This window comes from Gordonia sp. 'Campus', assembly GCF_022206305.1.
Classification (GTDB): Bacteria; Actinomycetota; Actinomycetes; order Mycobacteriales; family Mycobacteriaceae; genus Gordonia.
Window position 1 is genome coordinate 144,797 of record NZ_JAKOIW010000003.1, and the last position, 21,072, is coordinate 165,868.

A 21,072-nucleotide genomic window follows, 5' to 3' on the forward strand; every position below is an offset into this window, starting at 1 on the left:
CGCAAACGATCCCACCGACAAGAGTCGGTGGGATCGTCTTTTCAACAGGGTCAGGCGCCCGTCACGGATGAACCCCGCGCTTGTTGAGCCACGCCTGCGGATTGATCTTGGTGCCGTTGGCATCCCAGACCTCGTAATGGAGGTGGGGACCGGTGGACTGGCCGCGGTTGCCGACGGTCGCGATCTTCTCACCGGCGCGGACCTTCTGGCCCGGGTGCACGAAGCTTTCGTTGACGTGTCCGAAGACGCCGACGGTGCCGTCGTCCTGCTTCACGCGGACCCACTGGCCGAAGCCGGAGGCCGGGCCGGACTCGAGGACAACGCCGTCGGTCACGGCGTAGATGGGGGTTCCGACTTTGTTGGCGATGTCGACTCCGTTGTGGTGGGTGCCCCAGCGCGGGCCGTAGCCCGAGGTCACGGTGCCACTGACCGGCTTGACTGCCTTCTTGATGCCGGAGTGGCCGGGGTTGAACACCGACGGCGGCAGGACGTCGCGGGCGAGATCGTTGATCTCGGGCGGCAGGACCAGTCCTGCGGGCAGCTTGACGTTGTCGGGCAGCGCGATCTTCGGCGCGGGCGGAGGAGCGGGCTGCGCGGTCGCCTGCGCTGCGGTACCGGCCGTCAGACCGACGGCACCGACGAAGGCGGCGAATGCGCCGGTTCGCAGAGCCGTGCGGGTCGTCGAGCGCGAGGTGGCGCGATGCCGCCCGGGTCGCCGGGTGCGCGACGTCAGGTCGAGCTGGGCGCGGGGTGAGGGCCGCGTCGAATCATGAGCGTTCAGTCGGTGTTGAGGCACAGCGTTGTCCATCTCAGTTTGGGTAACAGTTCGGTATCGGCAAGGACACGGCGACGTTACCCATAAAGTCTTAAGCAGACCCTGAGAGCCGACGTTCAACACTCCGGAAGCCCCAGCTCAGACGCCGAAAGAGATCCGGGTCACTCAAGCTCGTCATCGGTGTGGCACCGTGGAAGCATGCCCGACCCCGAGCACACGCCCGATGGCCACCACATCGTCATCAACGGCCGGAGGTGGAGGGCGACGGATCCCCTCATCCCTGACGAGCGGCGGTCCGAACTCCAGTCGATCCTGATGGCGTGGCGTCGGGACGTGAAGCGCACCCACGGCGCTCCCGAGTCACGCGCGGGCGTCCAGGCGACGAAGGTCGCGCTGGGGGAGCGTGGGACCCCGTGGTGGGAGCAGACCGAGGACGAACGGCGCGAACGCTGGGAAACCCCCGTCGCGCGGCCGGAGGACTGAGGCGGGCCTACCGCGGCAACAACGACTCTGCCGCATACCGTCCGGCGCGCTCGAAGCTCTCGCTGATCTCGAAGCTCGGGTCGATCTGCCAGTACCGCATGCTCGACACATAGATCGCCGCGACCATCTGCGCGAGGAACTCGGGCGGATGGTCGGTGCGCACATCCTGCTGTTCGACGCCCCGCTCGATCAGGCGCAGCACCTCCGAGGTGAATACGTGGCTGCGTTCGCCCAGCGTTCCCGACATCGACGAGATCCGTTCGATCTCGATCGTCACCGTGCGAATGTAGTCGGGGTCGGCCACCGACGACCGCGCGAAATCGACGAACACCCCGACGACGCGATCATGGGTACTCAGCGGCTTGTTCAGCATCGCGTCGACCACGTGCGAGAACGTGCCCATCAGCTGCGCGTAGAGATCGGTGAGCAGGTCGTCTTTGCTGGGGAAGTAGTTGAAGAACGTCGCCCGGGACACCTCGGCGCGTTCGGCGATGAGTTCCACTGTCGCGGCATTCCCGTCCGTCGCGAGCAGTTCGCGAGCCGCGGTCAGCAGGCGCTCTCGCGTCTGTTGCTTGTTGCGTTCGCGGCGGCCGACGGCCGGAGCTTCGGTCATTGGATGTGGCGCCTTCCGTGCCGGCGGTCGTTCCCGATGACCAATTCTTGCATTCCCCTCCCAAAGTTTGGATGGTCGTCTAACTTTTGCCTCTGAGTCCAGTGTGATCCAGCTCATGCAACGGGTGAAGTCACCAGAGTCGACCTCGGGGGGTCTTCCGGACACCGGAGTGACGGTTCGTGCCGCGGCATGCCTGACACCCGGTACGTCCAGACTCATTGCGAAACAATCTATTTCGAAACCACTCAGCAGCGGCGGCGGCGAAGATACAGTCGCCGACAAGTCACCACATCCGACATTTCGGTCGTCCCGCAGACGGGGTGGTCGCAAAACCGATGTCACGATCGAAGGGGATCGCATGAAATCACCCAGTGCACTCAGGCGTGTACTCCGGACCGCAGTAGTCATCGGCAGCGCCGGGGTACTCGCTGTAGGCGGTCTCTCGGCATGCGCCGACGACAGTTCCGAGAGCGCGACCGCGGGCGAGACCAGCCAGCTGCCGAGCAACCCGGCGACCGGCGACCCGGTCAAGGTCGGTCTGATCGTCCCCGAGGGCGGCGCTGTGACCACCCCGATGGTCCGGGAGGGCAGTGAGGCAGCCGTCGAGTATCTGAACAAGAACGGCGGAGGCATCGGCGGCCACCAGATCGAGCTGGTCGTCTGCAAGCAGCAAGAAGAGCCGGCCTCGGCCACCAAGTGCGCCAATCAAATGGTGGAACAGAAGGTTTCGGTGGTGGTCTCGCCCCTCGGCGCCCAGGGTGCGGTCATGCTGCCGATCATCGCCGGTGCGAAGATCCCGTTCGTCGCGCAGGCCCCGGTATCGCAGGCGGAGATGGCCACCCCCGGCTCGTTCATGCTGTCCGGCGGCATCATCGCCGTCCTGGCGGGACAGGCCGCGACCGCCGCCAAGGACGGGCTCAAGAAGGTCACGTTGATCATCGGCGATTCCGGCGACGCGGCCGCATCGGTACAGGCTCTGGGCGGCCCGATGTTCCAGCGCGCGGGCGTGACACTCAAGGTCGTCACCGTCCCCGTGGGCGCCGCCGACCTGACGCCCCAGATCACCGCCGGCCTCGCCGACAACCCCGACGCGGTGAGCATCCTCGGCGACACCCGCCAGTGCATCTCGGTCCTGAAGACACTGCAGACCGTCGCGCCCGACGCCACGAAGTACCTGATCGCGAGCTGCCTCGACAAGCCCGTCCTCGACGCCGTCGGCAACGAGGCCGTCTCCGGCGCAAAGGCGTTCACCACGGTCAACCTGAGCTCCGACGACCCGAGCGTCACCCAATACCGCAGCGTGATGGCGCAGTACGCACCGGACACCGACCCGGCCGGCCTCGCCTACATCGGCTACCAGGTCATGACTGCGCTCGGCGAACTGAACGGGCTCGAGGGAACGGTCGACGCCCAGACGTTCACCACGGCGCTGTCACAGGCGAAGAACGTGCCGCTTCCGGCCGCCCCCGGCATCACCTTCACCTGCGACGGCAAGGCATTCCCGCCGCTGACGTCCCTGTGTAGCAAGGCGATCCTCGTCAGCGACGTGTCCGCGGACGCCAAGCTCGAGAACACCGTCGTCACCAACAACTAGTTCCTCCGCTGATCGGGGGTCGCGCCCGCGCGGCCCCCGATCACCTGCACTTCCATGAGTGGGAGTTCCATGACCGACCATCTCGCATTCCTCGTCCTCGGCCTCGGCAACGGAGCGGTCTTCGCCGCCCTCGGCCTCGCCCTGGTGATGACCTTCAAGAGTTCCGGCGTCGTCAACTTCGCGACCGGCGCCGTCGCCCTGTATGCCGCCTACACGTACGCGTTCCTGCGCGACGGAGAACTCCTCAACCCGATTCCCGGCTTCCCGTCGACGATCGACCTGGGAGCCGACGTGGGTGTCGTTGTGGCGCTGCTCGTCTCGGTGGCGATTGCGTCCGTCCTCGGCGTGATCCTCTACCTTCTCGTGTTCCGTCCGATGCGTACGGCCCCCGCCCTGGCCAAAGCGGTCGCGGCGATCGGCGTGATGCTGGTCCTCCAGGCTCTCATCGCGCTCCGAGTGGGGGAGGACACCCCGAGCGTCGGGCCGATCTTCAAGGTCGACACCTTCAAGATCGGCTCCAGTGCGGTACCCACCGACCGCCTGTTGCTTGCCGTTGTCATCGTCGGACTGGCCGTCTGCGCGGCTCTCGTCCTGCGCTACACCCGATTCGGGGTGGCCACCGAAGCGGCTGCCGAATCCGAGAAGGGCGCACTGGTCACCGGGCTCTCGCCGGACCGCATCGCGGTCACCAACTGGGCGCTCTCCTCGGCCACCGCAGGACTCGGTGGCGTGCTGATCGCACCGATAGTGCCCCTCAACCCGGTCGCGTACACGATGTTCATCGTCCCGGCACTCGCTGCGGCGCTCGTCGGCAACTTCACCGCGATCTCCGTGACGGTCGGCGCGGGCCTCGTCATCGGCATGCTCCAATCCGAGGCGACAAAGCTCCAGGCAACCTGGGACTGGATGCCCGACGCCGGTGTCGCCGAGGCCGTGCCACTGATTCTCATCGTCGGATTCCTCCTCATCCGCGGACGGCCGCTACCCGGCCGAGGTGCGGTGACCCGCAACGACCTCGGTCGCTCGCCCCGACCCAACCGGATGCTGGTTCCCGGCGTCATCGGCGTCGCAGTCGCCGTCCTGGCTTTGTTCACCACGTCGGGGAGTTTGCGACTCGCCGTCATCGCCTCGATGATCTACGCGATCGTCGCGCTGTCCCAGGTCGTCGTCACCGGATATGCCGGGCAGGTCTCGCTCGCACAGCTGACGCTCGCGGGGGTCGGCGCCTACGCACTCAGCAGACTCACCGAGGACCTCAACCTGCCGTTTCCCGTCGCGCCACTGCTGGCGGCATGCGTTGCGACGATGGTCGGTGTCGTTGTCGGCCTCCCCGCGCTACGGGTTCGCGGGCTGCCGCTGATGGTCGCGACGCTGGCGCTCGCCGTGTTCTGCGAAGCGTTCTGGTTCCGGAATCCGTCGCTGAACGGCGGACTCCAGGGCGCCCCCGTCGACGCGCCGTCACTGTTCGGCATCGACCTCGGCATCGGCGCCGGGGAGGGTTACCCGCGAATCGCCTTCGGCATCACCTGTCTCGTCGTCCTGACCGCGGTGGCCTATGGCGTCGCCGTCCTACGCCGAAGCGGTCTGGGCGCCTCGATGCTGGCCGTCCGCGCCAACGAACGCTCCGCCGCTGCAGCCGGAATCAACGTCGGCGCAACGAAACTCATCGCGTTCGCCATCGCGTCGTTCATCGCCGGGCTCGGCGGTGCGCTGCTCGCGTATCAACAGACCCTTGCCACGGCCGGCAGTTACGCCGTGTTTGCGGGCATCGGCCTGTTCGCCGTCATCTATGTCGCAGGCGTGACGTCGATCTCGGGGGCGATCCTCGCGGGCATCATCGCACCCGGTGGGTTGATGTACTTCGTTGCCGACAAGTACGGGTCGTTCGGCGACTACTACATGCTGATCAGTGGAATCCTGTTGGTGCTCACCGTCGTCACCAGTCCCGACGGCGTCATCGGATACCTCCACAAGATTCGGCTGCCCGGCACTCGCCGCGCACCGGCGGAGCCTCCGGTCGACGCGCCGGAGCAGACTCGGCCCGACACTGCGCACCCTGCGGGGCCCCGCGGTGACGCGCCTCTGCTCGCGGTCCGCGACATCACGGTGCGCTACGGGGCGGTGACCGCCGTCGGCACCGTCAGCTTCGACGTGCGGGCCGGCGAAATCGTCGGCCTCATCGGCCCCAACGGCGCAGGCAAGACGACCCTGATCGACGCCATCAGCGGATTCGCCACAGCCACTGGCACAGTGACCCTGGACGGAACGACCCTCGACGGCCTCGCTCCGCACCGCCGCAGCCGATCAGGGTTGGGGCGTACCTTCCAGGACATCGAGCTCTACGGAGAGCTGTCCGTGGCCGAGAACCTGGCGATCGCAGCGCGACGAGCCCCCGGCGACACCGCCGACAACGTCGCCAGCGTTCTCCGAATGCTCGACATCACGCACCTGAGAGAGGTTGCCGCAACCGACCTCTCACAAGGGCAACGGCAACTCGTCGCGGTGGCGCGAGTGCTGGCCGCCCAACCCCGGGTCGCGCTGCTCGACGAACCTGCCGCCGGCTTGGACAGCACCGAGAGCCGCTGGCTGGGGGAGCGACTCCGCGCCGCCAGGGCCCACGGGATCTCGATGCTTCTGGTCGACCACGACATGGATCTGGTGCTCAGCCTGTGCGATCGGGTGATCGTGCTCGATCTCGGATCCGTCATCGCCGACGGCACGCCGGATGAGATCAGGCGGTCACCGGCCGTCGTGAACGCCTACCTCGGGACGCCCTCGTCGGCGGTGGTCGATGTGCAGGACAGCGCACACCACTACAGAGATCAGACGGACAACAATGCGTCCGAATCGCGCTCGCAGACCAAGGAGATGACGCCGTGACCGTCCTCGAGTGCCGAAACCTCGACGCCGGGTACACCCGTGGCAACCCCTGCGTCCATGGACTCGAACTCTCGGTGGCGGAGGGTGAGATCGTCGCGCTGCTGGGGCCCAACGGTGCCGGCAAGACGACTCTGCTCACCACGCTCGCGGGTCTGCTCCCACGACTGGGCGGCGAAGTCAGCTTCGCCGGACAGCAGATCAAGTCCGGCGACGCCCGGGCCGCGGTGCGTGCCGGGCTCGTGCTGGTGCCCGACGACCGATCTCTTTTCAAGCAGCTGACGACCCGGCAGAATCTCCAACTCGCGATCCGGCAACGCGGTAGGGCGAAGTCGGAAGCCGTCGATCGCGTCCTCGAGCACTTCCCGGCACTGCGAGCCCGAGTGAAGGTGGCGGCAGGTGAACTGTCCGGCGGTGAGCAGCAGATGCTGGCCATCGGCCGAGCGCTGCTGCAGCAACCGAAGGTGTTGCTGATCGACGAGCTCAGCATGGGTCTCGCACCCATCGTCGTCGAATCGATTCTGCCCGTGCTACGCGATGTCGCCGACTCCGACGGGACCGCGGTGGTTCTCGTCGAGCAACACGTGAGATTGGCTCTCGGTATCGCCGACCGTGCCATCGTGCTCGTCCACGGTGAGATCGCTCTGACGGATTCCGCGGCGTCGCTCACCGGCGACATCGGGCGGATCGAGAAGGCGTACCTCGGGTCTGCGAGGGCGTAACTCGAGGTTGTGGGCGGCCCTTCGTGGCTCGTCGCTTTCGCTCCTCGCACCTCAGGGAGCAAGGTGCATCTCAGTCACCTCAGAGCGTTGACATGCAAGTGGCGACTTGCCTATTGTCAGGTGTGGCCGATGTGTTCCATGCGCTCGATGATTCGACGAGGCGCGCGATCCTCGACGAGCTCGTCGATCGTGACGGCCAGACGCTGTTCGAGATCTGTGGCCGGCTCACGTCTCGGCGTGGACTCGACCTGAGCCGACAGGCGATCTCGCAGCATCTGGGCGTGCTGGAATCGGCCGGCCTCATCCACACCGAGAAACGTGGACGCTCCAAGTTCCACTACTTCGACGCGACACCCCTCGCCGAGATCGCTGATCGGTGGCCGCCACCTCCAGAGAAAGACGCACCATGAGAATCACCATCACGTCGGTCTTCGTCGACGACCAACGCAAAGCTCACGACTTCTACACGAACGTTCTGGGTTTCACAGTGCGGCATGATATTCCGATGGGGGAGGACACCTGGTGGCTCACCGTCGTCTCCCCGGAGGATCCCGAGGGGACGGAGCTACTCCTCGAACCCGCCGGTCATCCTGCGGTCAAGCCCTACCGCGACGCTCTCGTCGAAGACGGTATTCCGTTGGCACAATTCTCGGTGGCAGATACGCAGGCAGAATATGAGCGGTTGACGAACCTCGGTGTGGAGTTCACCCAGGAGCCCACCGACGTCGGGATGGCCGTTGTCGCCGTCTTCGACGACACGTGCGGCAACCTCATCCAGATCGCGTCTCTGAAAGACGCTGCCTCGCAATAACCTACCGTCGTGGCCTTCGTACTGACGCAGTCAGAGGCGGGAGGTCGACAACCCGGTCGGCCGGCTCGTCGGACTCCTGGGTCGTCGTCACCCGCCGCGCGACGTCGAGGACATTGGAGATGAGCGGATCCAGGGACGACATCCAGGTCCCGTCACAGCAGACCACCAGGCGCTTCTTCATCCCGAGCCTCCATCGGTTTCGGCGCCACCACCTGCGTCGACGGCAACCCTCCCGGTCGGTTCGCGACACCGATGCCGGTTCTGCGGTTTACTGCGTTGGTGAGGTCTGTAGCGCAGTGGTCGGTAGCGGTGAGGTGTTCGAGGTGAGTGCTATGTCGAGAAGGACCGGGTTCGCGCGACTGTTACGGACCGCAACGTTGGGCGTCGCCGCCACCGGTGCGGTGATGCTGTCCGGCACGACCACCCCGACCGCACACGCGGCGCCGGCGACCGCCGGCCTCGACCCCGTCCTGCGCACCGCATACGAACAGGCGTCGAACACCGGTCGTGCACAGGGTGTTCCGTTGTGGATCACCTCCGGTGCCCGCTCCGACGCAGAGCAGCGACAGTTGTGGCGCGACGCGATCGCGACCTACGGCAGTCCCGATGCCGCCCGACGGTGGGTTCTGCCGGCCGAGGAGTCACCCCACGTGCAGGGTAAGGCCATCGACGTGGGCCCGCGCGAGGGTGCCGCCTGGCTCGAGCGCACGGGCAGCCGCTGGGGCCTGTGCCGGACCTTCGCCAACGAGTGGTGGCACTTCGAGGTCGCCACCGTTCCCGGTATGCCGTGCCCGCCGATGTGGCCCGGCGCCGCAGCACGCGCAGACCGACTGGCGACTCGGTAGGGGCCGAGAAAAGGATCGTCCCGCGGATGTCGAATGGCGATCGGCCTGGTCGTCATCACTGCACACGGGCCGACCGACGGTCCGCTGAACAGGAGGTTCGACGATGCACTACTCACTGCTGCTTCACTACCCGGAGATGGATGCCTCGACCCTGGGGGAGGAGGCGATGGCACAGGGGCAGGCGGCGTTCGCCGCATACACCAGCGCGTTGCAGGAGGCTGGTGTCCTGGTGACTGCCGAGGTCTTGCAGCACTCGGACGTCACGACGACGCTGCGCAAAGTCGATGGCCGGCTGGTCGTCCAGGACGGCCCGTTCGCCGACACCAAGGAACAACTCGGCGGGACGATCGTCATCGACGTCCCCGATCTCGACGCGGCGATCGAATGGGCGGGCCAGGCGCCGCCGATCGAGTGGGGCGTCGTGGAGATCCGCCCCGGCGCGACGTACACCGTCGACGGCTCCTGGACCCCGAACGCGTGAGTCGACGAGAAGCGCACACCGCCGCGGAACATTCTGCCCGTGAGTCGTATTCGCGGCTGGTGGCGCTTCTCGCCTCGTTTTCGGGCGATGTCGCCCTCGCCGAGGACGCCCTGGCGGTCGCTTTCGAACGAGCGCTCGTCAGCTGGCCGGCGGACGACGTGCCGGCCAACCCCGAGGGTTGGCTGCTCACGGTGGCGCGAAATCAGCAACGTGACTTCTGGAAGTCGTCGGCACATCGGACATCGACCGTCCTCGACGACACCATCTCTTCCGGAGCGATAGCCGTGACCCCATTCGACGACATCGACCCCGATGCCATCCCCGACAAGCGCCTCGAGCTGATGTTCGCGTGCGCCCACCCGGCGATCGACGCCGCAGTCCGGACACCACTGATGATGCAGACCGTCCTCGGTTTCGAAGCCGCCGACATCGCGGAGATCTTCGTCGTCGCTCCGGCGGCGATGTCACAGCGACTGGTACGGGCCAAGCGCCGCATCCGGCACGCCCGGATCCCTTTCGTCATCCCCGACCGCAACGCGATGCCCGAGCGTCTACCCGCCGTCCTGGAAGCGGTGTACGGGTGTTTCGCCTCGGCCTGGAACGATGCGGACGGCACGAATCCGGACGTCGTCGAGTCGATGGCGGGGGAGGCGCTCTACCTGTCGGTGACCCTCGCATCGTTGCTCGACGAACCGGAGGCGTGGGGGCTGGCCGCGTTGATCGCGCTGTCTCTGTCCCGCGCTCCGTCGCGGACCGGTCCGTTCGTACCACTCGACGAGCAGGACCCGCAGTCCTGGGATGCGGCACTCATCCGCGACGGCGAGGCGATGCTCCGGCGGGCCGCATCGTTCGGCCGGCCCCGCGGACGTTTCCAGCTCGAAGCCGCCATGCAGTCGGTGCACGCCGCTCGTGCGCGGACCGGGGTCGTCGACTGGGCGGCTCTGCAAACACTTTCGACGGCCCTTGTCGAGTGCGCGCCGACACTGGGAGCACGCACAGCGCACGCGGCGATCGTCGGGCGTTCGACGTCAGCGGCCGACGGTCTCGCTCTGCTGGATCGTCTCAGTGGTGAGCCCGACGTCGCCGGGTTCGCGCCCTTCCACGCGGCCCGCGCGGACTTGCTCGTCCGTGCCGGCGATGGCGAGGCCGCTCGGGAGCACTTCGAGAGTGCTGCGGCACTGACCCGTGATGAGCGGGTGCAGGAGTATCTCCGACGACGCGCCGCCGGGTTGTCATGAGGGGCCTCAGCGATTCAATTTTCCGCTATTCAGCTGTGGCATCAAGACCGACCTGAGCGATATGCGACACGGGTGTGACTGGAGTTCACCACTGGTACCGGAAAACGCACAGTCAACGAACTCGGTTGTGCGGCTGCTGTTTTCGAGGCGATCAATTGTGAAGTGACCTTGAATTCGAATGCGTGTTCCCATACAGTGGTGTCATGCCAGAGCTCACCACCCTCCTCGATCAGCTCATCGAGACCACCCCGCCAGCCGACGACCCCAGCGGCCGAACAACATTCGATGCGCTCCACACGTTGAGGTTGATGCGCAACATCGTCGACCACCAGATCGTGCTGCACACAACACAACTCGAAGGCCTGGGCGTCGCGCAGAAGGCGGGCAGCACCACCAAGAAGCTGTTGATCGAGATGGGACACGCACCCGCCGCGGCCCACCGCACAATGAGAATCGTCGACGCCCTACCCACCCTGCCCACAGTCGACCGTCATGGCGCCGACGGACGACTGTCGACTGAGATCGTCGACGCCATCGTCCGCGGCATGAACCACATCGAGAAACGTTGCAGTCGAGCGCTTTCCGAAGATGAGAGGACCAGCCGCGAGATCGAGCTCACCGGCCAGGCGCTATCGGGCGCGACGCCGGCACAAGTCCTCGAGCACGCCCGCACCATCGGTCATACCCTGGCCGACGCCACTGACACCGACATCCCCGCAGCCGACGACGCGGGCTTGAACACCGTCAACGCCCACACCACCGACGACGGCCGCGTCGCGATCCGCGCCGACCTCACCCAGGTCACCGGCGAGAAGTTCCTGTCGATGATCGACGATCGAGCGTGCCCGCGTCCCGAACCCGACGGTGCCGATGATCGTCGTTCGGCCGAACAACGCCGCGCCGACGCCCTCGAACTCATCCTCGACCAGGCAGCACTCGGTGCAAGCATCGACAGCGTCGGCAGTCCACGCACCCAACTAGTGGTGACGATCCCTGCCGTCGGCGACCCCGCGACCCTGCCCTGGACCGGAACCGTCAGCCAGGCCACCACCAAACAAGTGGCCTGCGACGGATCACTCACCGAGATCATCCTCGACGGCGAAGGGGTGCCGCTGCAGATGGGCCAGACGCGCCGACTGTTCCCGGCACACCTCCGCAAAGCCGTCATCGTGCGAGACAGGTGTTGCATCAAATGCGGTGCACCACCGTCGCATACGCAGGTGCACCACATCGCCCATTGGGCGGACGGCGGCACCACCGACCTCGACAACGGTTGCCTGCTCTGCCAGCGCTGCCACACCCAAGTACACCACCATGGCTGGGGCATCGTCATGGGCTTCGACCGGCATCCCTGGCTCGTGCCGCCCGCCACCATCGACCCACAACGCCGACCACTACCCGCCTACAACCGGCGCACCATGCGGCTCGACTCGGCCGCGTGAGACACAACGGCACGACCACGAACTTCGCGTAGCACCCTCAGCACCCGGCGCTGCCGGGACCGCAACAGTCCTTTGACAACTCCACAGCGTTTACCAAACGACGCGAATGCCTGATTCTGGCAACGCGGACGACCTAATGTGTGTGACGCGGGGCACAACAGTGCCGGGGCCCGCGTTTGGGTCGTTCACAACGGTCGAGTCCGCTCGACGATGGGAGGCAGTCATGACTGCAAGTGCCGAGGTCACCAACAATCTGACCACCGAGCCGTACCGCTCGCGACGCAATCACTGGAACAACCAGGTGCGTCGGCACGCGATGATGACCCCGGACAAGACCGCCATCACCTATCTGGACAAGCACACCACGTGGAAAGAACTCGATGACCGGTCCCACGCGTTCGGTGCGGCGCTGCACCGTCGGGGTGTGCGGTTCGGCGACCGGGTCCTGATGGCTCTGCTGAATCGCACCGAGTACATCGAGGCGATTCTGGGTGCCACCCTCATCGGTGCGATCCCGGTCCCGGTGAACATCCGGATGAGCCCGGCCGAGGTCGCCTACCTGGTCACCGACAGCGGTGCCCGGGTGGTCGTGACAGAGAAGCTCCTGGCTCCTCTCGCCGACGCGGTGAGCACCTCCACCGGCGAGATCGACACCATCATCGTCGTCGACGGCAGCGACAACGACGCGCACCTCGACTTCGAAGATCTGCTCGCCGAGGACGGGTCGGATCTTCCGGAGATCGACGTCCCGGAAGAGACCGTCGCCGCGATCATGTACACCTCCGGCACGACCGGAAAGCCCAAGGGCGCCATGCTGACCCACCAGAACTTCCAGGCGCAGGCGGTGACCACGATGGCCACCACCAACGGACAATCCGACGATGTGGCGTCGATCGTGCCGCCGCTGTTCCACATCGCCGGCATCGGTGGATTCGCGCCCATCTTCTACCGCGGGGTCCGTGCCGTGCTGCATCCGCTCGGCGCCTTCGATCCGGACACCATGCTCGACACCCTCGAACGCGAGGGCGTCACCTCGGTTTTCATGGTGCCCGCCCAGTGGCAGGCGGTCAGCGCGGCCCAGAAGGCGCGGCCCCGGAACCTCAAGCTGCGCACCATGAGCTGGGGTGCGGCGCCGGCATCGGACACGGTCCTCAACGCCATGAACGAGTCGTTCCCCGGGGCGTCCAACATGACGGCCTTCGGCCAGACCGAGATGTCGCCGGTGACGACCATCCTCGAAGGCAAGGACGCACTCCGCAAACTCGGCTCCATCGGCAAAGTCGTGCCCGCGGTGACCGCGCGTATCGTCGACCCACTGATGAACGACGTGAAACCCGGCGAGGTCGGGGAGATCGTCTACCGCGGACCCAACATGATGATCGGGTACTGGAACAAGCCAGAGGCCACCGCAGAAGCGTTCCGCGGTGGGTGGTTCCACTCCGGCGACCTCGTCCGCGAGGACGAGGAAGGCTTTCTCTATGTGGTCGACCGCGCCAAGGACATGATCATCTCCGGCGGAGAGAACATCTACTGCGCCGAGGTCGAGAACGTTCTCTACGGCCACCCCAGCGTCGCCGAAGCGGCCGTCATCGGTCGCGCAGACGAGAAGTGGGGTGAGGTCCCCGTCGCCGTGGTCGTACTAGCCGACGGCGTCGACGACCTCACCCTGGCGGAGATGGAGCCCTACCTGAACGAGAACCTCGCGCGCTTCAAGCATCCGAAGGACATCGTGATCATCGACGAGCTACCGCGTAACGCCGGCGGCAAGGTCGTCAAGCCCCGGTTGCGAGAGGCGTACGGCAGCAAGGACGCCGGCCTGTCGGACTGACCGGCGCGGCGTCCTCCCAGCGATCACCCCAGAGCAGCGGTCACTCCGGGTCGGCGAAGCGCGGCTCGCGTCGCGCCATCCCGGCGTGTACCGCTTCCATCTGGTTCGGCGACCCCATCAGCTCCACCTGCAGTTCGCTCTCCAGCATCAGCGCCGCCTCGGGGTCTGCACCGGCCCAGGACTCGTCATAGAGCTTCTTGGCAGCCCGGACCGCGTGCGGTGACTTCGCTGCGATCTCGTGCGCGAGTTCGAGTGCGGCGGCCAGCGGATCGTCGACGACCCGGGTCACCAGACCGAGTCGCTGGGCCTCGGCGCCGTCGACGATGCGCCCGGTGAAGGTGAGTTCCTTGGCGACGTCGGCGGGCAGGAGCCGCGGCAGGGTCTGGGTGATCCCCATGTCGGGGACCAGACCCCACTTGACCTCCATGATGGACAGTCGCGCATCCGGGGTCGCGTATCGGATGTCGGCGCCCAGTGCGATCTGCAGTCCGCCGCCGAAGCAGTTGCCGGTGATCGCGGCGATCACGGGTGCCGGGACACGACCCCAATCGAGCGACACCCGCTGCGCGTGGTTCCCGAGTACGCCGGGTTCGCGGTCCAGCAGGGAACTCACGCCGCCGCCCTGACCGAGGCTCGACACATCGAGCCCCGAACAGAAGCTCTTGCCTGCACCGTGAACCACCACGGCACGGACCCGCGCATCGGTCGCCAAGGTGCCAGTGACGTCGATCAGGGCCTCGAACATCGCCGGGTCCAGCGCATTGTGCTTCTCGGGCCGGTTGAGCGTCGCGGTGGCGACACCCGTGTCATCGATGTCGACCAGGATTCGCTGTTCGGTCACGTGTCATCGCCCTTCGGTGGTCGGTGGGTGCTTGATCGCGTTGAGCTGGCGGCCGCGCCTGCGGTAGCGCCAGATGAAGTAGCCGACGCCGACGGCGAGAAGCAGGCCGATGATCACGCCCCAGGCGGTCGCGGCCCGGAACCCGGGTGCTTCGACGTCGAAGATGCGTTCGCCGGCGTGCGCGCCGTTGCCTCCGCCGGCGACGACGGTCAGGGTCAGGAGGTTGGGGATGGCGAGGACGACGCCGAGAACCGCGAAAGCGATGGTCGGCACGTTCTTCATCCGACCGCGATTCACGAACGACCACATGAAGAAGAGGATCGGGACGAACGTACAGACGATCCCGAGCACGAGACCGGTCGCGATGCCGCGTCCGAACGATCCCTCGACGCGGCGTCCGATCTGTCCGGCCCACCAGCGGGGGAGGAAGGCTTCGAGGATGAAGTAGGTGACCACCAGCAGTGCGGCGATGACGAGGCCGATGACGACCTTCTTGACCACCGAGTTGGCTCGTTCGCCGACAGTCGGTTTCGTCGTCGGATCGACCGCGACGGGGGTCTCCGAGGGTGACGCGGCCGGTGGCATCGAGTCGTGGTGGGAGCCCGCCGGGGGGACTGCCCCGGGCACTCCGGGTGCCGGTGGTGTTGCACCCGGCCCGCCCGGTTGCCCGGGTTGTCCGCCTGGATTCGCAGAGAACTGATCGTTGCCCATGCGCCGAGTGTAGGCGTGGCCGGCGAGCCGAATGCCCGGAAAGTCGGCGAGTTCAGTCTGTGTTGCGGATTCCGCCATAGATGCCGCGCCGCACGATCCAGGGTTGCAGGATCGAGTCGACGGACCACGCCGGGAACCGGAACGGCCGTCCGTTGGGCGCGAACACCTGCAATCCGTCGGCCTGCACCCCCAGTACCGAACCCCATCGACGACGAGGCGGCTTGTAGCGCCGGGCGCGGTCAGGATGCCCGGTGAGATCGGCGCGGATGTTGTGAGCGAGCAACCGATCCGCTCGGTTTCGTGCCGAACTGCGCAGGGCATCGGTCGCGGCCACATCGCCCACCGCGTACACGCGGTGGTGCTCCGGTACGCGCAATTCCGGTGTCACGCGGACGAATCCGGCCGGGTCGAGGACCTCGGCGGGAAGCCATGCGGTGTTCGGAAAGACGCGTCCGATTGCCCACAGCACGGCGTCGGCATCCACCGCCGGCTGCCCGGTGGAGAAGCTGACCGGTCCCGCGGTGATCTCGTCACAGGCGAAACCTTCGGGCACCTCGGCGCGGTGGCCGCCGTGCACCTCGACCCCGAGACGGCGCAGTCGTCTGTGCACATCCGCCCACGTACGTGGATGGTGTTGCGGCAGGGCTCGTTCGCCGGGGTGGTACAGGGCGATGCGTTTGTCCGGCCAGGTGGCAGCCAGGTTGGCGGCCGCGCTCACCGCCGCGGCGCCGCCACCGATCACGGCGATGGTGTCGGACTCCGCGAATCGTCGATGCACGGACCGGAGTTCGGCGTCGACACCGTCGATCGACTGGACTCTCGGCTGACGCCAGAACCCGTTGCGGACGCCCGTGGAGATGACCAGCGCGTCGTAGCTCTCCACTCGCACCGAGCCGGAGGCCTCGCAGACCGTGACCGTCCGGTCGCCGAAATCGGCAGCCGTGAGCGTGCCGTGCACGGTGCGGATTCCGTCGAGTCGACGGAAGCGTGCGAACGGAATGCGGTAGTCCCGGGCCCAGTCGTCGGGACGGCTGATGCGCATACCGAGTTCCTGGCCGCTGACGAGGCCCGGCTTCGACGAGATGCCGACGATGTCGAACCGGCGGGCGAGATGTGTCGCGGTGAGCAGACCGGAGTCGCCGAGACCGGCGATGACGACCCGCGGTCGGCTCACGCCGTCGCCTGTCCCGGCGGATGGGCGCTCGGCTGCGAGGGGCTGACCCGGGACCGAGGCGGACGGGGGACGAAGCGTGCGACCCGGTCGATGACCAGTTGATAGTCGGGTCGTCGCTCGAGGCTGCGCTTCTCCATCATCGGAATGCTGGCGCCGAGGAACATCGCGAGCATGAGTACTGCGCCGACGAACAGCCACCACCAGTCGCCGGGCGAGGCGGCCAGTCCGAACAGCGCCATGGACACCCAGAACATCACCTCGCCGAAGTAGTTCGGATGACGCGACCAGGACCACAGACCGGTGTCGAGTACGGCGCCCGGCTTGCGTTGGGCGACAAAGCGACGCAACTGCCCATCGGCGATGTACTCCAGCGCCACGGCCCCGAGGCCGACGACGGCCGCGACCACCGTCAGCCACACCACCGTCCCGCCCGTATGCGTCACAGCGACGTACACCGGGATCATGCCGAGGAACACCTGGATGGTGGGGAAGACGTGGATCGCGAGCAGGTCGACGACGAGCTCGGCGCGGCCGGCACCGGACTTCAGCATCGGGTAGCGCCAGTCCTCGTGGTGCAGACCGGGCCACCCGATCGCCCAGTTCGCGGTCAGCCGGATCGCCCACGCCGCGACGACGATCGCCACCACCCAGCAGTGCACCGCATCGATGCCGGCGTCACCGGCCGCCCACCAGTACACGAGCAGCGCGGGCGGGATCACACTCCAATAGGCGTCGTACAGACTCGAATTCGAGTACACCCGGCTGAAGGCGAAGATCACGAGCGTCGCCAACAGGTCGGCGAAGAGTGTGTCGAGCCACAGACGGCCGGTGTCCGGGCCCCACCCCAGCCATGCGCCGGCGACAGCGAACGCCACCACGTAGGCGACGATCACCCGTACGAACGAACCTGTCCTGCTCACCGCGGCGGTTGTGGTCACGGACGCGTCCTCTCTATCCGACACGACATCTCAGAGCTGCTCCTGGATCGGCCCGGCCAGCTTCTCCGGTTTCGTCGTCGGCGCGAAGCGAGCGACGACCGACCCGTCTCGCCCGATGAGGAACTTGGTGAAGTTCCACTTGATCCGGCCGCCCAGGACGCCGGACTTCTGATCGCGCAGCCACACGAACAGTGGGTGCGCGTCGGGGCCGTTCACGTTGACCTTGGCGAACATCGGGAACGAGACGTCGTAGGTCAACGAGCAGAAGTTCTTGATCTCTTCTTCGTCGCCGGGCTCCTGGTGCCCGAACTGATCGCAGGGAAATCCCAGCACGTGTAATCCCTTGTCGGCGTAGTCCCGATGCAAGTCCTCCAGGCCGCGATACTGCGGCGTGAAACCACACTGCGATGCGGTGTTCACGATGAGCAGGGGACTGCCCCGGTACTCGGAGAGGTCGACGGTGTTCCCGTCGATCCCGGTCGCGGCGAAATCGTACGCTGAGGTCATGGTCGACACGCTACGTGCCGATCAAGCACTTGCTTGGTGAATTCAGCGAAAGTGGACAGTGCGCCGTCCGTAACCCGGACACCTCATTCGCCGAAGCGTTCGGTCCGGATCGGCGCACGGTCGTGTCCGGCATCGACCATCCACTGAGCACAGTTCTCGACGAACCGGTTCGGCCCGCAGATGTAGACGGTGGGGTCACGAGCGGGATCCATCGTGAGCTCGGCCAGCTCCGCGGCGGACAGGCGTCCCGCCGGCCGCGGTGAGTCGGCGGGGGCCACACGCGTGTGGATCAGGTGGACATCCATCCGGCGGTGCTCGGTCAGCAGGGCCATCTCGTCGCGGTAGTAGACGCGTTCCGGACTCCGAACCGAGTACACCAGCGAGAACGGCGTGTGCGGCGCCTCGACCTCCCGCGCACGGATCATGGACATCAGCGGCGCGACGCCCGAGCCGCCGCCGATCAGCTGGACCGGGCGGTCGTCACCCGACGGCCAGGTGAACCAGAAGCCGTGCGGGTCGCTGATCTCGAGTGGGTCACCGGCTTCGACGACGTCGACGAGATAGGGCGACACCTCGCCGTCCTCGAGTCGTTCGACGGTCACCTCGACCGATCGGGTCTCGCGGACGTCGGACAGCGAGTAGGCCCTCGCGGTCGAATACCCGTCCTCGGCGGTCAACCGGATGTCGACGTGCTGACCGGGCAGCGCGTGGACGGGTTCGGGCAGGGCCAGGCGCAATGTCCGGGCCGACGGCGTGATGTCGACGACGGAGGTCACTGTCGTGAGATGCCACGTCGTCACGAGTACCGCTGTTCCTGCCAGGGGTCCCCATACATGTGGTACCCGCGTTCCTCCCAGAACCCGGGAGCATCCTCGGTCATGAAGCGCAGGCGCCGAACCCATTTGGCGCTCTTCCAGAAGTACAGGTGGGGCACCAGCAGGCGCGCCGGCCCGCCGTGCTCGGGAGCCAGCGGCTCGCCGTCGTAGGTGTCGGCGATCCAACCACGTCCGCCGGTGAGGTCGGCGAGCGGCACGTTGGCGGTGTAGCCGCCATGACAGTGGGCCATCACGTACGGTGCCGGTTCCCAGGGGAGCGCGTCGAGCAGGGTGTCGAACGAGACCCCGCGCCACCGGGTGTCGAACTTCGACCATCGCGTGACGCAATGGATGTCGGTCGACACCTCGTCGTGCCGCAGGTCCTGGAACTGCTCCCAGGTGAACGTCGCCGCCCGATGGTCGGCCGACTGGACCGCGAGCTTCCATGTCTCGACGGACACCGACGGGGTCGGCTCAGCCGAGAGCACGGGAAAGTCGAGGGTTGTGTACTGACCGGGCGGGAGACGCCGGGCGTCGCGGTCGCGCCGTCCCACGAATCCCCGGTTGACGATCGCCATGGTCGCGAAGTCTACGCGCGTGCCCTCACACGAAACCGAACAGCGGCGGCACCGCCGCGACCACGACGGCCGCCCACAGCCCGAAGACCGGCAGGTAGTCGGTCTGCCACTTCTCCGTCGCGTCGAACCCGCGGCGCCGGCGGACGAACCCGAACAGCAGGTAGGCCGCCCACGAGAGGTTCACCAGGAGAACGAGGTTCAGGCCCAGGGCCACGGTCTTGTTGGCGGTGAACCCGAACTCGGCGATCCGCGACGTCATGATCGTGAGCATGACGGCGTCGACGGCGAGCGCCGTGACCACCAGGACCAACTGCAGCCGGTCGAACAGTTCTGGTCGCAGGTGCGGATCCCGGGCGGAGACGGCGTAGAGAAGCAGCCCGAGGACGACGACGAGGATCAGGTCGACGAGGATCAGGAGTCCGCGGTCGACGTCGACGACATTGCCGCTCGTCACCATCGCGATCAGGAGGACGACGAGCATCACCGCGGTGACAGGCGTGAACACTTTGGTGAGCACCGGCGCGATGTTCTCCACGACACTCTGCTTCGCCTCCACGAGCCAGGCGGCCAGCAACGCGATCCCGGTGGCGGCGACCGGAACGACCCACTCGGTCACGACACTCTCGACGTCGATGTCGAGTGCGGCGAACGCCCCGACGGTCAATCCGGTCAGCACTGCCGCACCGAGCGCGAGAAGTGTTGCGTAGACGACCCATTCGCCGGTGAAGCGGATGAAGTCCATCCGTCGTGGACCCGATCGCCACCGACCGCCGACATACATCAGACCCACGAGGAACCACAGCACGATCGGCGCGTGGATGGTCACGATCACCTGGGTCGGCCCTTCGTCGACGAAGGGGTAGGCGTTGACCACGATCCCGGCGACGAGGAAACCAGCGACCGTCGCACCTGCGGCGCGCAGCGACACCTGCCGCTTCCAGCCGAAGTACAACGCCAGATAGGGGAGGACGAGCAGCGCCGCATTGCGCACGAGGATCCACTCGGGCATGACCGCCAGAGCGATCCGCACCGTCGCCGAGGCTGCCACGATGAGCGCGATCACCACCGGCAACTCGTGACGCAGGCGGCCGAGATGCGGTGACGGCTCGGCGGTGAGAACCAGCTGTTTCCACAGCCGGTCGGAGTGCTCACGGGCGAATTCGCGAGACAGGGCGTCGACGCGCCCCATGCGCTTGACCGCGACCAGGAACGCCTCGTCGTCGTCGAGGCCAGAGGCAGCGAGATCGTAGATCTGCCCGCGCAGGTGATCTTCCATCTCGTCGGCGTCGGTGGTGGCGATCGCCTGATGCCGGAGCACGTAACCGCGCCACCGGTCGATCTGTGTCTCGAGCTCGGTCTCCGCAGTCATGCGAGACCCTCCGCCGTCGGCGGCACCGCGACCGACCGCCAGACCTGGTCGAGGGCTTCGGCGACAACTTCCCACTGCGAGCGGCGCTCGGCCAGCGCGGCAAGACCCGACGCGGTGATCGTGTAGTGCTTGCGACGACGTCCGGATTCTGCACTGCCCCAGGATGCTTCGACGTGGCCGGCACGCTCCAACCGGTGGAGCAGGGGATAGAGCATCCCGTCGGTCCACTCCATGCGCCCGCCGGACATCTCCCGGACACGTTTGAGGATCGCGTAGCCGTACGACTCACCCTCGGCGAGGATCCCCAGCACCAGGGGCGTCGCCGACGCCGCGACCAGATCCTTCTCGATATACATAGCACTCCTATACCTAGAACTGCTAGTACCATAGCAGTTCTAGGTATAGGAGCGATCGAATGCGGGCGGCTACC

Annotated in this window: 23 protein-coding genes; 11 read left to right on the top strand and 12 right to left on the bottom strand. The window is 66.6% G+C overall.

What is annotated here, in order from left to right:
* Positions 1 to 61: 61 nt before the first annotated feature.
* Positions 62 to 808: a M23 family metallopeptidase gene (locus MAY35_RS04325; protein ID WP_238419543.1), complete on the bottom strand. Its 747-nt coding sequence runs from the start codon at positions 806 to 808 to the stop codon at positions 62 to 64.
* A 165-nt stretch (positions 809 to 973) separates the two neighbouring features.
* Here MAY35_RS04325 and MAY35_RS04330 point away from each other — a divergent pair, with 165 nt between their 5' ends.
* Positions 974 to 1,258, top strand: a complete 285-nt coding sequence (locus tag MAY35_RS04330; RefSeq protein WP_238419544.1) for a hypothetical protein — start codon at positions 974 to 976, stop codon at positions 1,256 to 1,258.
* Between the two features lie 7 nt (positions 1,259 to 1,265).
* Here the strand turns inward: MAY35_RS04330 and MAY35_RS04335 are convergent, their stop codons facing one another.
* Entirely contained in the window at positions 1,266 to 1,871 is a 606-nt protein-coding gene (locus MAY35_RS04335) for a TetR/AcrR family transcriptional regulator (protein ID WP_238419546.1), read from the bottom strand.
* A 358-nt stretch (positions 1,872 to 2,229) separates the two neighbouring features.
* Between MAY35_RS04335 and MAY35_RS04340 the strand changes: the two genes are divergently transcribed.
* The 5 genes from MAY35_RS04340 to MAY35_RS04360 all read left to right on the top strand — a co-directional run bounded on the left by MAY35_RS04340 (position 2,230) and on the right by MAY35_RS04360 (position 7,875).
* On the top strand, positions 2,230 to 3,465 hold the full coding sequence (locus MAY35_RS04340; protein WP_238419548.1) for an ABC transporter substrate-binding protein: 1,236 nt from the start codon (positions 2,230 to 2,232) through the stop codon (positions 3,463 to 3,465).
* Between the two features lie 69 nt (positions 3,466 to 3,534).
* Positions 3,535 to 6,345, top strand: coding sequence for a branched-chain amino acid ABC transporter permease/ATP-binding protein (locus MAY35_RS04345; protein ID WP_238419549.1), 2,811 nt, complete (start codon positions 3,535 to 3,537; stop codon positions 6,343 to 6,345).
* Positions 6,342 to 7,064 carry an ABC transporter ATP-binding protein gene (locus tag MAY35_RS04350; RefSeq protein WP_238419550.1) on the top strand — a complete coding sequence of 241 codons (723 nt, stop codon included), beginning with the start codon at positions 6,342 to 6,344 and terminating at the stop codon, positions 7,062 to 7,064. Before MAY35_RS04345 ends, MAY35_RS04350 begins: the two co-directional genes overlap by 4 nt.
* Positions 7,065 to 7,156: 92 nt before the next feature.
* Positions 7,157 to 7,474 carry a helix-turn-helix transcriptional regulator gene (locus MAY35_RS04355; protein WP_238419551.1) on the top strand — a complete coding sequence of 106 codons (318 nt, stop codon included), beginning with the start codon at positions 7,157 to 7,159 and terminating at the stop codon, positions 7,472 to 7,474.
* Positions 7,471 to 7,875 (top strand): VOC family protein, encoded by a 405-nt coding sequence (locus MAY35_RS04360; RefSeq protein WP_238419552.1) that lies wholly within the window; start codon positions 7,471 to 7,473, stop codon positions 7,873 to 7,875. The genes MAY35_RS04355 and MAY35_RS04360 overlap by 4 nt, the downstream gene beginning before the upstream one ends.
* Before the next feature lies 1 nt (position 7,876).
* Here MAY35_RS04360 and MAY35_RS04365 read toward each other — a convergent pair whose 3' ends face one another.
* Entirely contained in the window at positions 7,877 to 8,056 is a 180-nt protein-coding gene (locus MAY35_RS04365; protein ID WP_238419553.1) for a phospholipase effector Tle1 domain-containing protein, read from the bottom strand.
* A 223-nt stretch (positions 8,057 to 8,279) separates the two neighbouring features.
* Between MAY35_RS04365 and MAY35_RS04370 the strand changes: the two genes are divergently transcribed.
* The 5 genes from MAY35_RS04370 (at position 8,280) to fadD5 (ending at position 13,709) form a co-directional block, all read left to right on the top strand.
* Positions 8,280 to 8,720 carry a M15 family metallopeptidase gene (locus MAY35_RS04370; protein ID WP_238419801.1) on the top strand — a complete coding sequence of 147 codons (441 nt, stop codon included), beginning with the start codon at positions 8,280 to 8,282 and terminating at the stop codon, positions 8,718 to 8,720.
* A 103-nt stretch (positions 8,721 to 8,823) separates the two neighbouring features.
* Positions 8,824 to 9,201: a YciI family protein gene (locus tag MAY35_RS04375; RefSeq protein ID WP_238419554.1), complete on the top strand. Its 378-nt coding sequence runs from the start codon at positions 8,824 to 8,826 to the stop codon at positions 9,199 to 9,201.
* Positions 9,198 to 10,439: an RNA polymerase sigma factor gene (locus tag MAY35_RS04380; protein ID WP_238419556.1), complete on the top strand. Its 1,242-nt coding sequence runs from the start codon at positions 9,198 to 9,200 to the stop codon at positions 10,437 to 10,439. The genes MAY35_RS04375 and MAY35_RS04380 overlap by 4 nt, the downstream gene beginning before the upstream one ends.
* Positions 10,440 to 10,621: 182 nt before the next feature.
* Complete coding sequence (locus MAY35_RS04385; protein ID WP_238419557.1) at positions 10,622 to 11,881, top strand: HNH endonuclease signature motif containing protein; 1,260 nt, start codon at positions 10,622 to 10,624, stop codon at positions 11,879 to 11,881.
* Positions 11,882 to 12,104: 223 nt separating this feature from the next.
* Positions 12,105 to 13,709, top strand: coding sequence for a fatty-acid--CoA ligase FadD5 (gene fadD5, locus MAY35_RS04390; protein ID WP_238419559.1), 1,605 nt, complete (start codon positions 12,105 to 12,107; stop codon positions 13,707 to 13,709).
* Positions 13,710 to 13,749: 40 nt separating this feature from the next.
* Here fadD5 and MAY35_RS04395 read toward each other — a convergent pair whose 3' ends face one another.
* The 9 genes from MAY35_RS04395 to MAY35_RS04435 all read right to left on the bottom strand — a co-directional run bounded on the left by MAY35_RS04395 (position 13,750) and on the right by MAY35_RS04435 (position 20,998).
* A complete protein-coding gene (locus tag MAY35_RS04395; RefSeq protein ID WP_238419560.1) occupies positions 13,750 to 14,550 on the bottom strand; it encodes a crotonase/enoyl-CoA hydratase family protein in 801 nt (266 codons plus the stop codon).
* A 3-nt stretch (positions 14,551 to 14,553) separates the two neighbouring features.
* On the bottom strand, positions 14,554 to 15,261 hold the full coding sequence (locus MAY35_RS04400) for a hypothetical protein (protein WP_238419561.1): 708 nt from the start codon (positions 15,259 to 15,261) through the stop codon (positions 14,554 to 14,556).
* Between the two features lie 52 nt (positions 15,262 to 15,313).
* A complete protein-coding gene (locus MAY35_RS04405) occupies positions 15,314 to 16,435 on the bottom strand; it encodes an FAD-dependent oxidoreductase (RefSeq protein WP_238419562.1) in 1,122 nt (373 codons plus the stop codon).
* Positions 16,432 to 17,355 carry a DUF1295 domain-containing protein gene (locus MAY35_RS04410; RefSeq protein ID WP_238419802.1) on the bottom strand — a complete coding sequence of 308 codons (924 nt, stop codon included), beginning with the start codon at positions 17,353 to 17,355 and terminating at the stop codon, positions 16,432 to 16,434. Before MAY35_RS04410 ends, MAY35_RS04405 begins: the two co-directional genes overlap by 4 nt.
* Positions 17,356 to 17,403: 48 nt before the next feature.
* Positions 17,404 to 17,880: a glutathione peroxidase gene (locus MAY35_RS04415; protein WP_238419563.1), complete on the bottom strand. Its 477-nt coding sequence runs from the start codon at positions 17,878 to 17,880 to the stop codon at positions 17,404 to 17,406.
* 83 nt (positions 17,881 to 17,963) lie between these two features.
* Positions 17,964 to 18,680, bottom strand: coding sequence for a ferredoxin reductase (locus MAY35_RS04420; protein WP_238419564.1), 717 nt, complete (start codon positions 18,678 to 18,680; stop codon positions 17,964 to 17,966).
* Positions 18,677 to 19,273: a sulfite oxidase-like oxidoreductase gene (locus MAY35_RS04425; protein WP_238419565.1), complete on the bottom strand. Its 597-nt coding sequence runs from the start codon at positions 19,271 to 19,273 to the stop codon at positions 18,677 to 18,679. Before MAY35_RS04425 ends, MAY35_RS04420 begins: the two co-directional genes overlap by 4 nt.
* A 25-nt stretch (positions 19,274 to 19,298) precedes the next feature.
* A complete protein-coding gene (locus MAY35_RS04430) occupies positions 19,299 to 20,642 on the bottom strand; it encodes a permease prefix domain 1-containing protein (protein WP_238419566.1) in 1,344 nt (447 codons plus the stop codon).
* Complete coding sequence (locus MAY35_RS04435; RefSeq protein ID WP_238419567.1) at positions 20,639 to 20,998, bottom strand: PadR family transcriptional regulator; 360 nt, start codon at positions 20,996 to 20,998, stop codon at positions 20,639 to 20,641. Before MAY35_RS04435 ends, MAY35_RS04430 begins: the two co-directional genes overlap by 4 nt.
* Between the last annotated feature and the right edge of the window lie 74 nt (positions 20,999 to 21,072).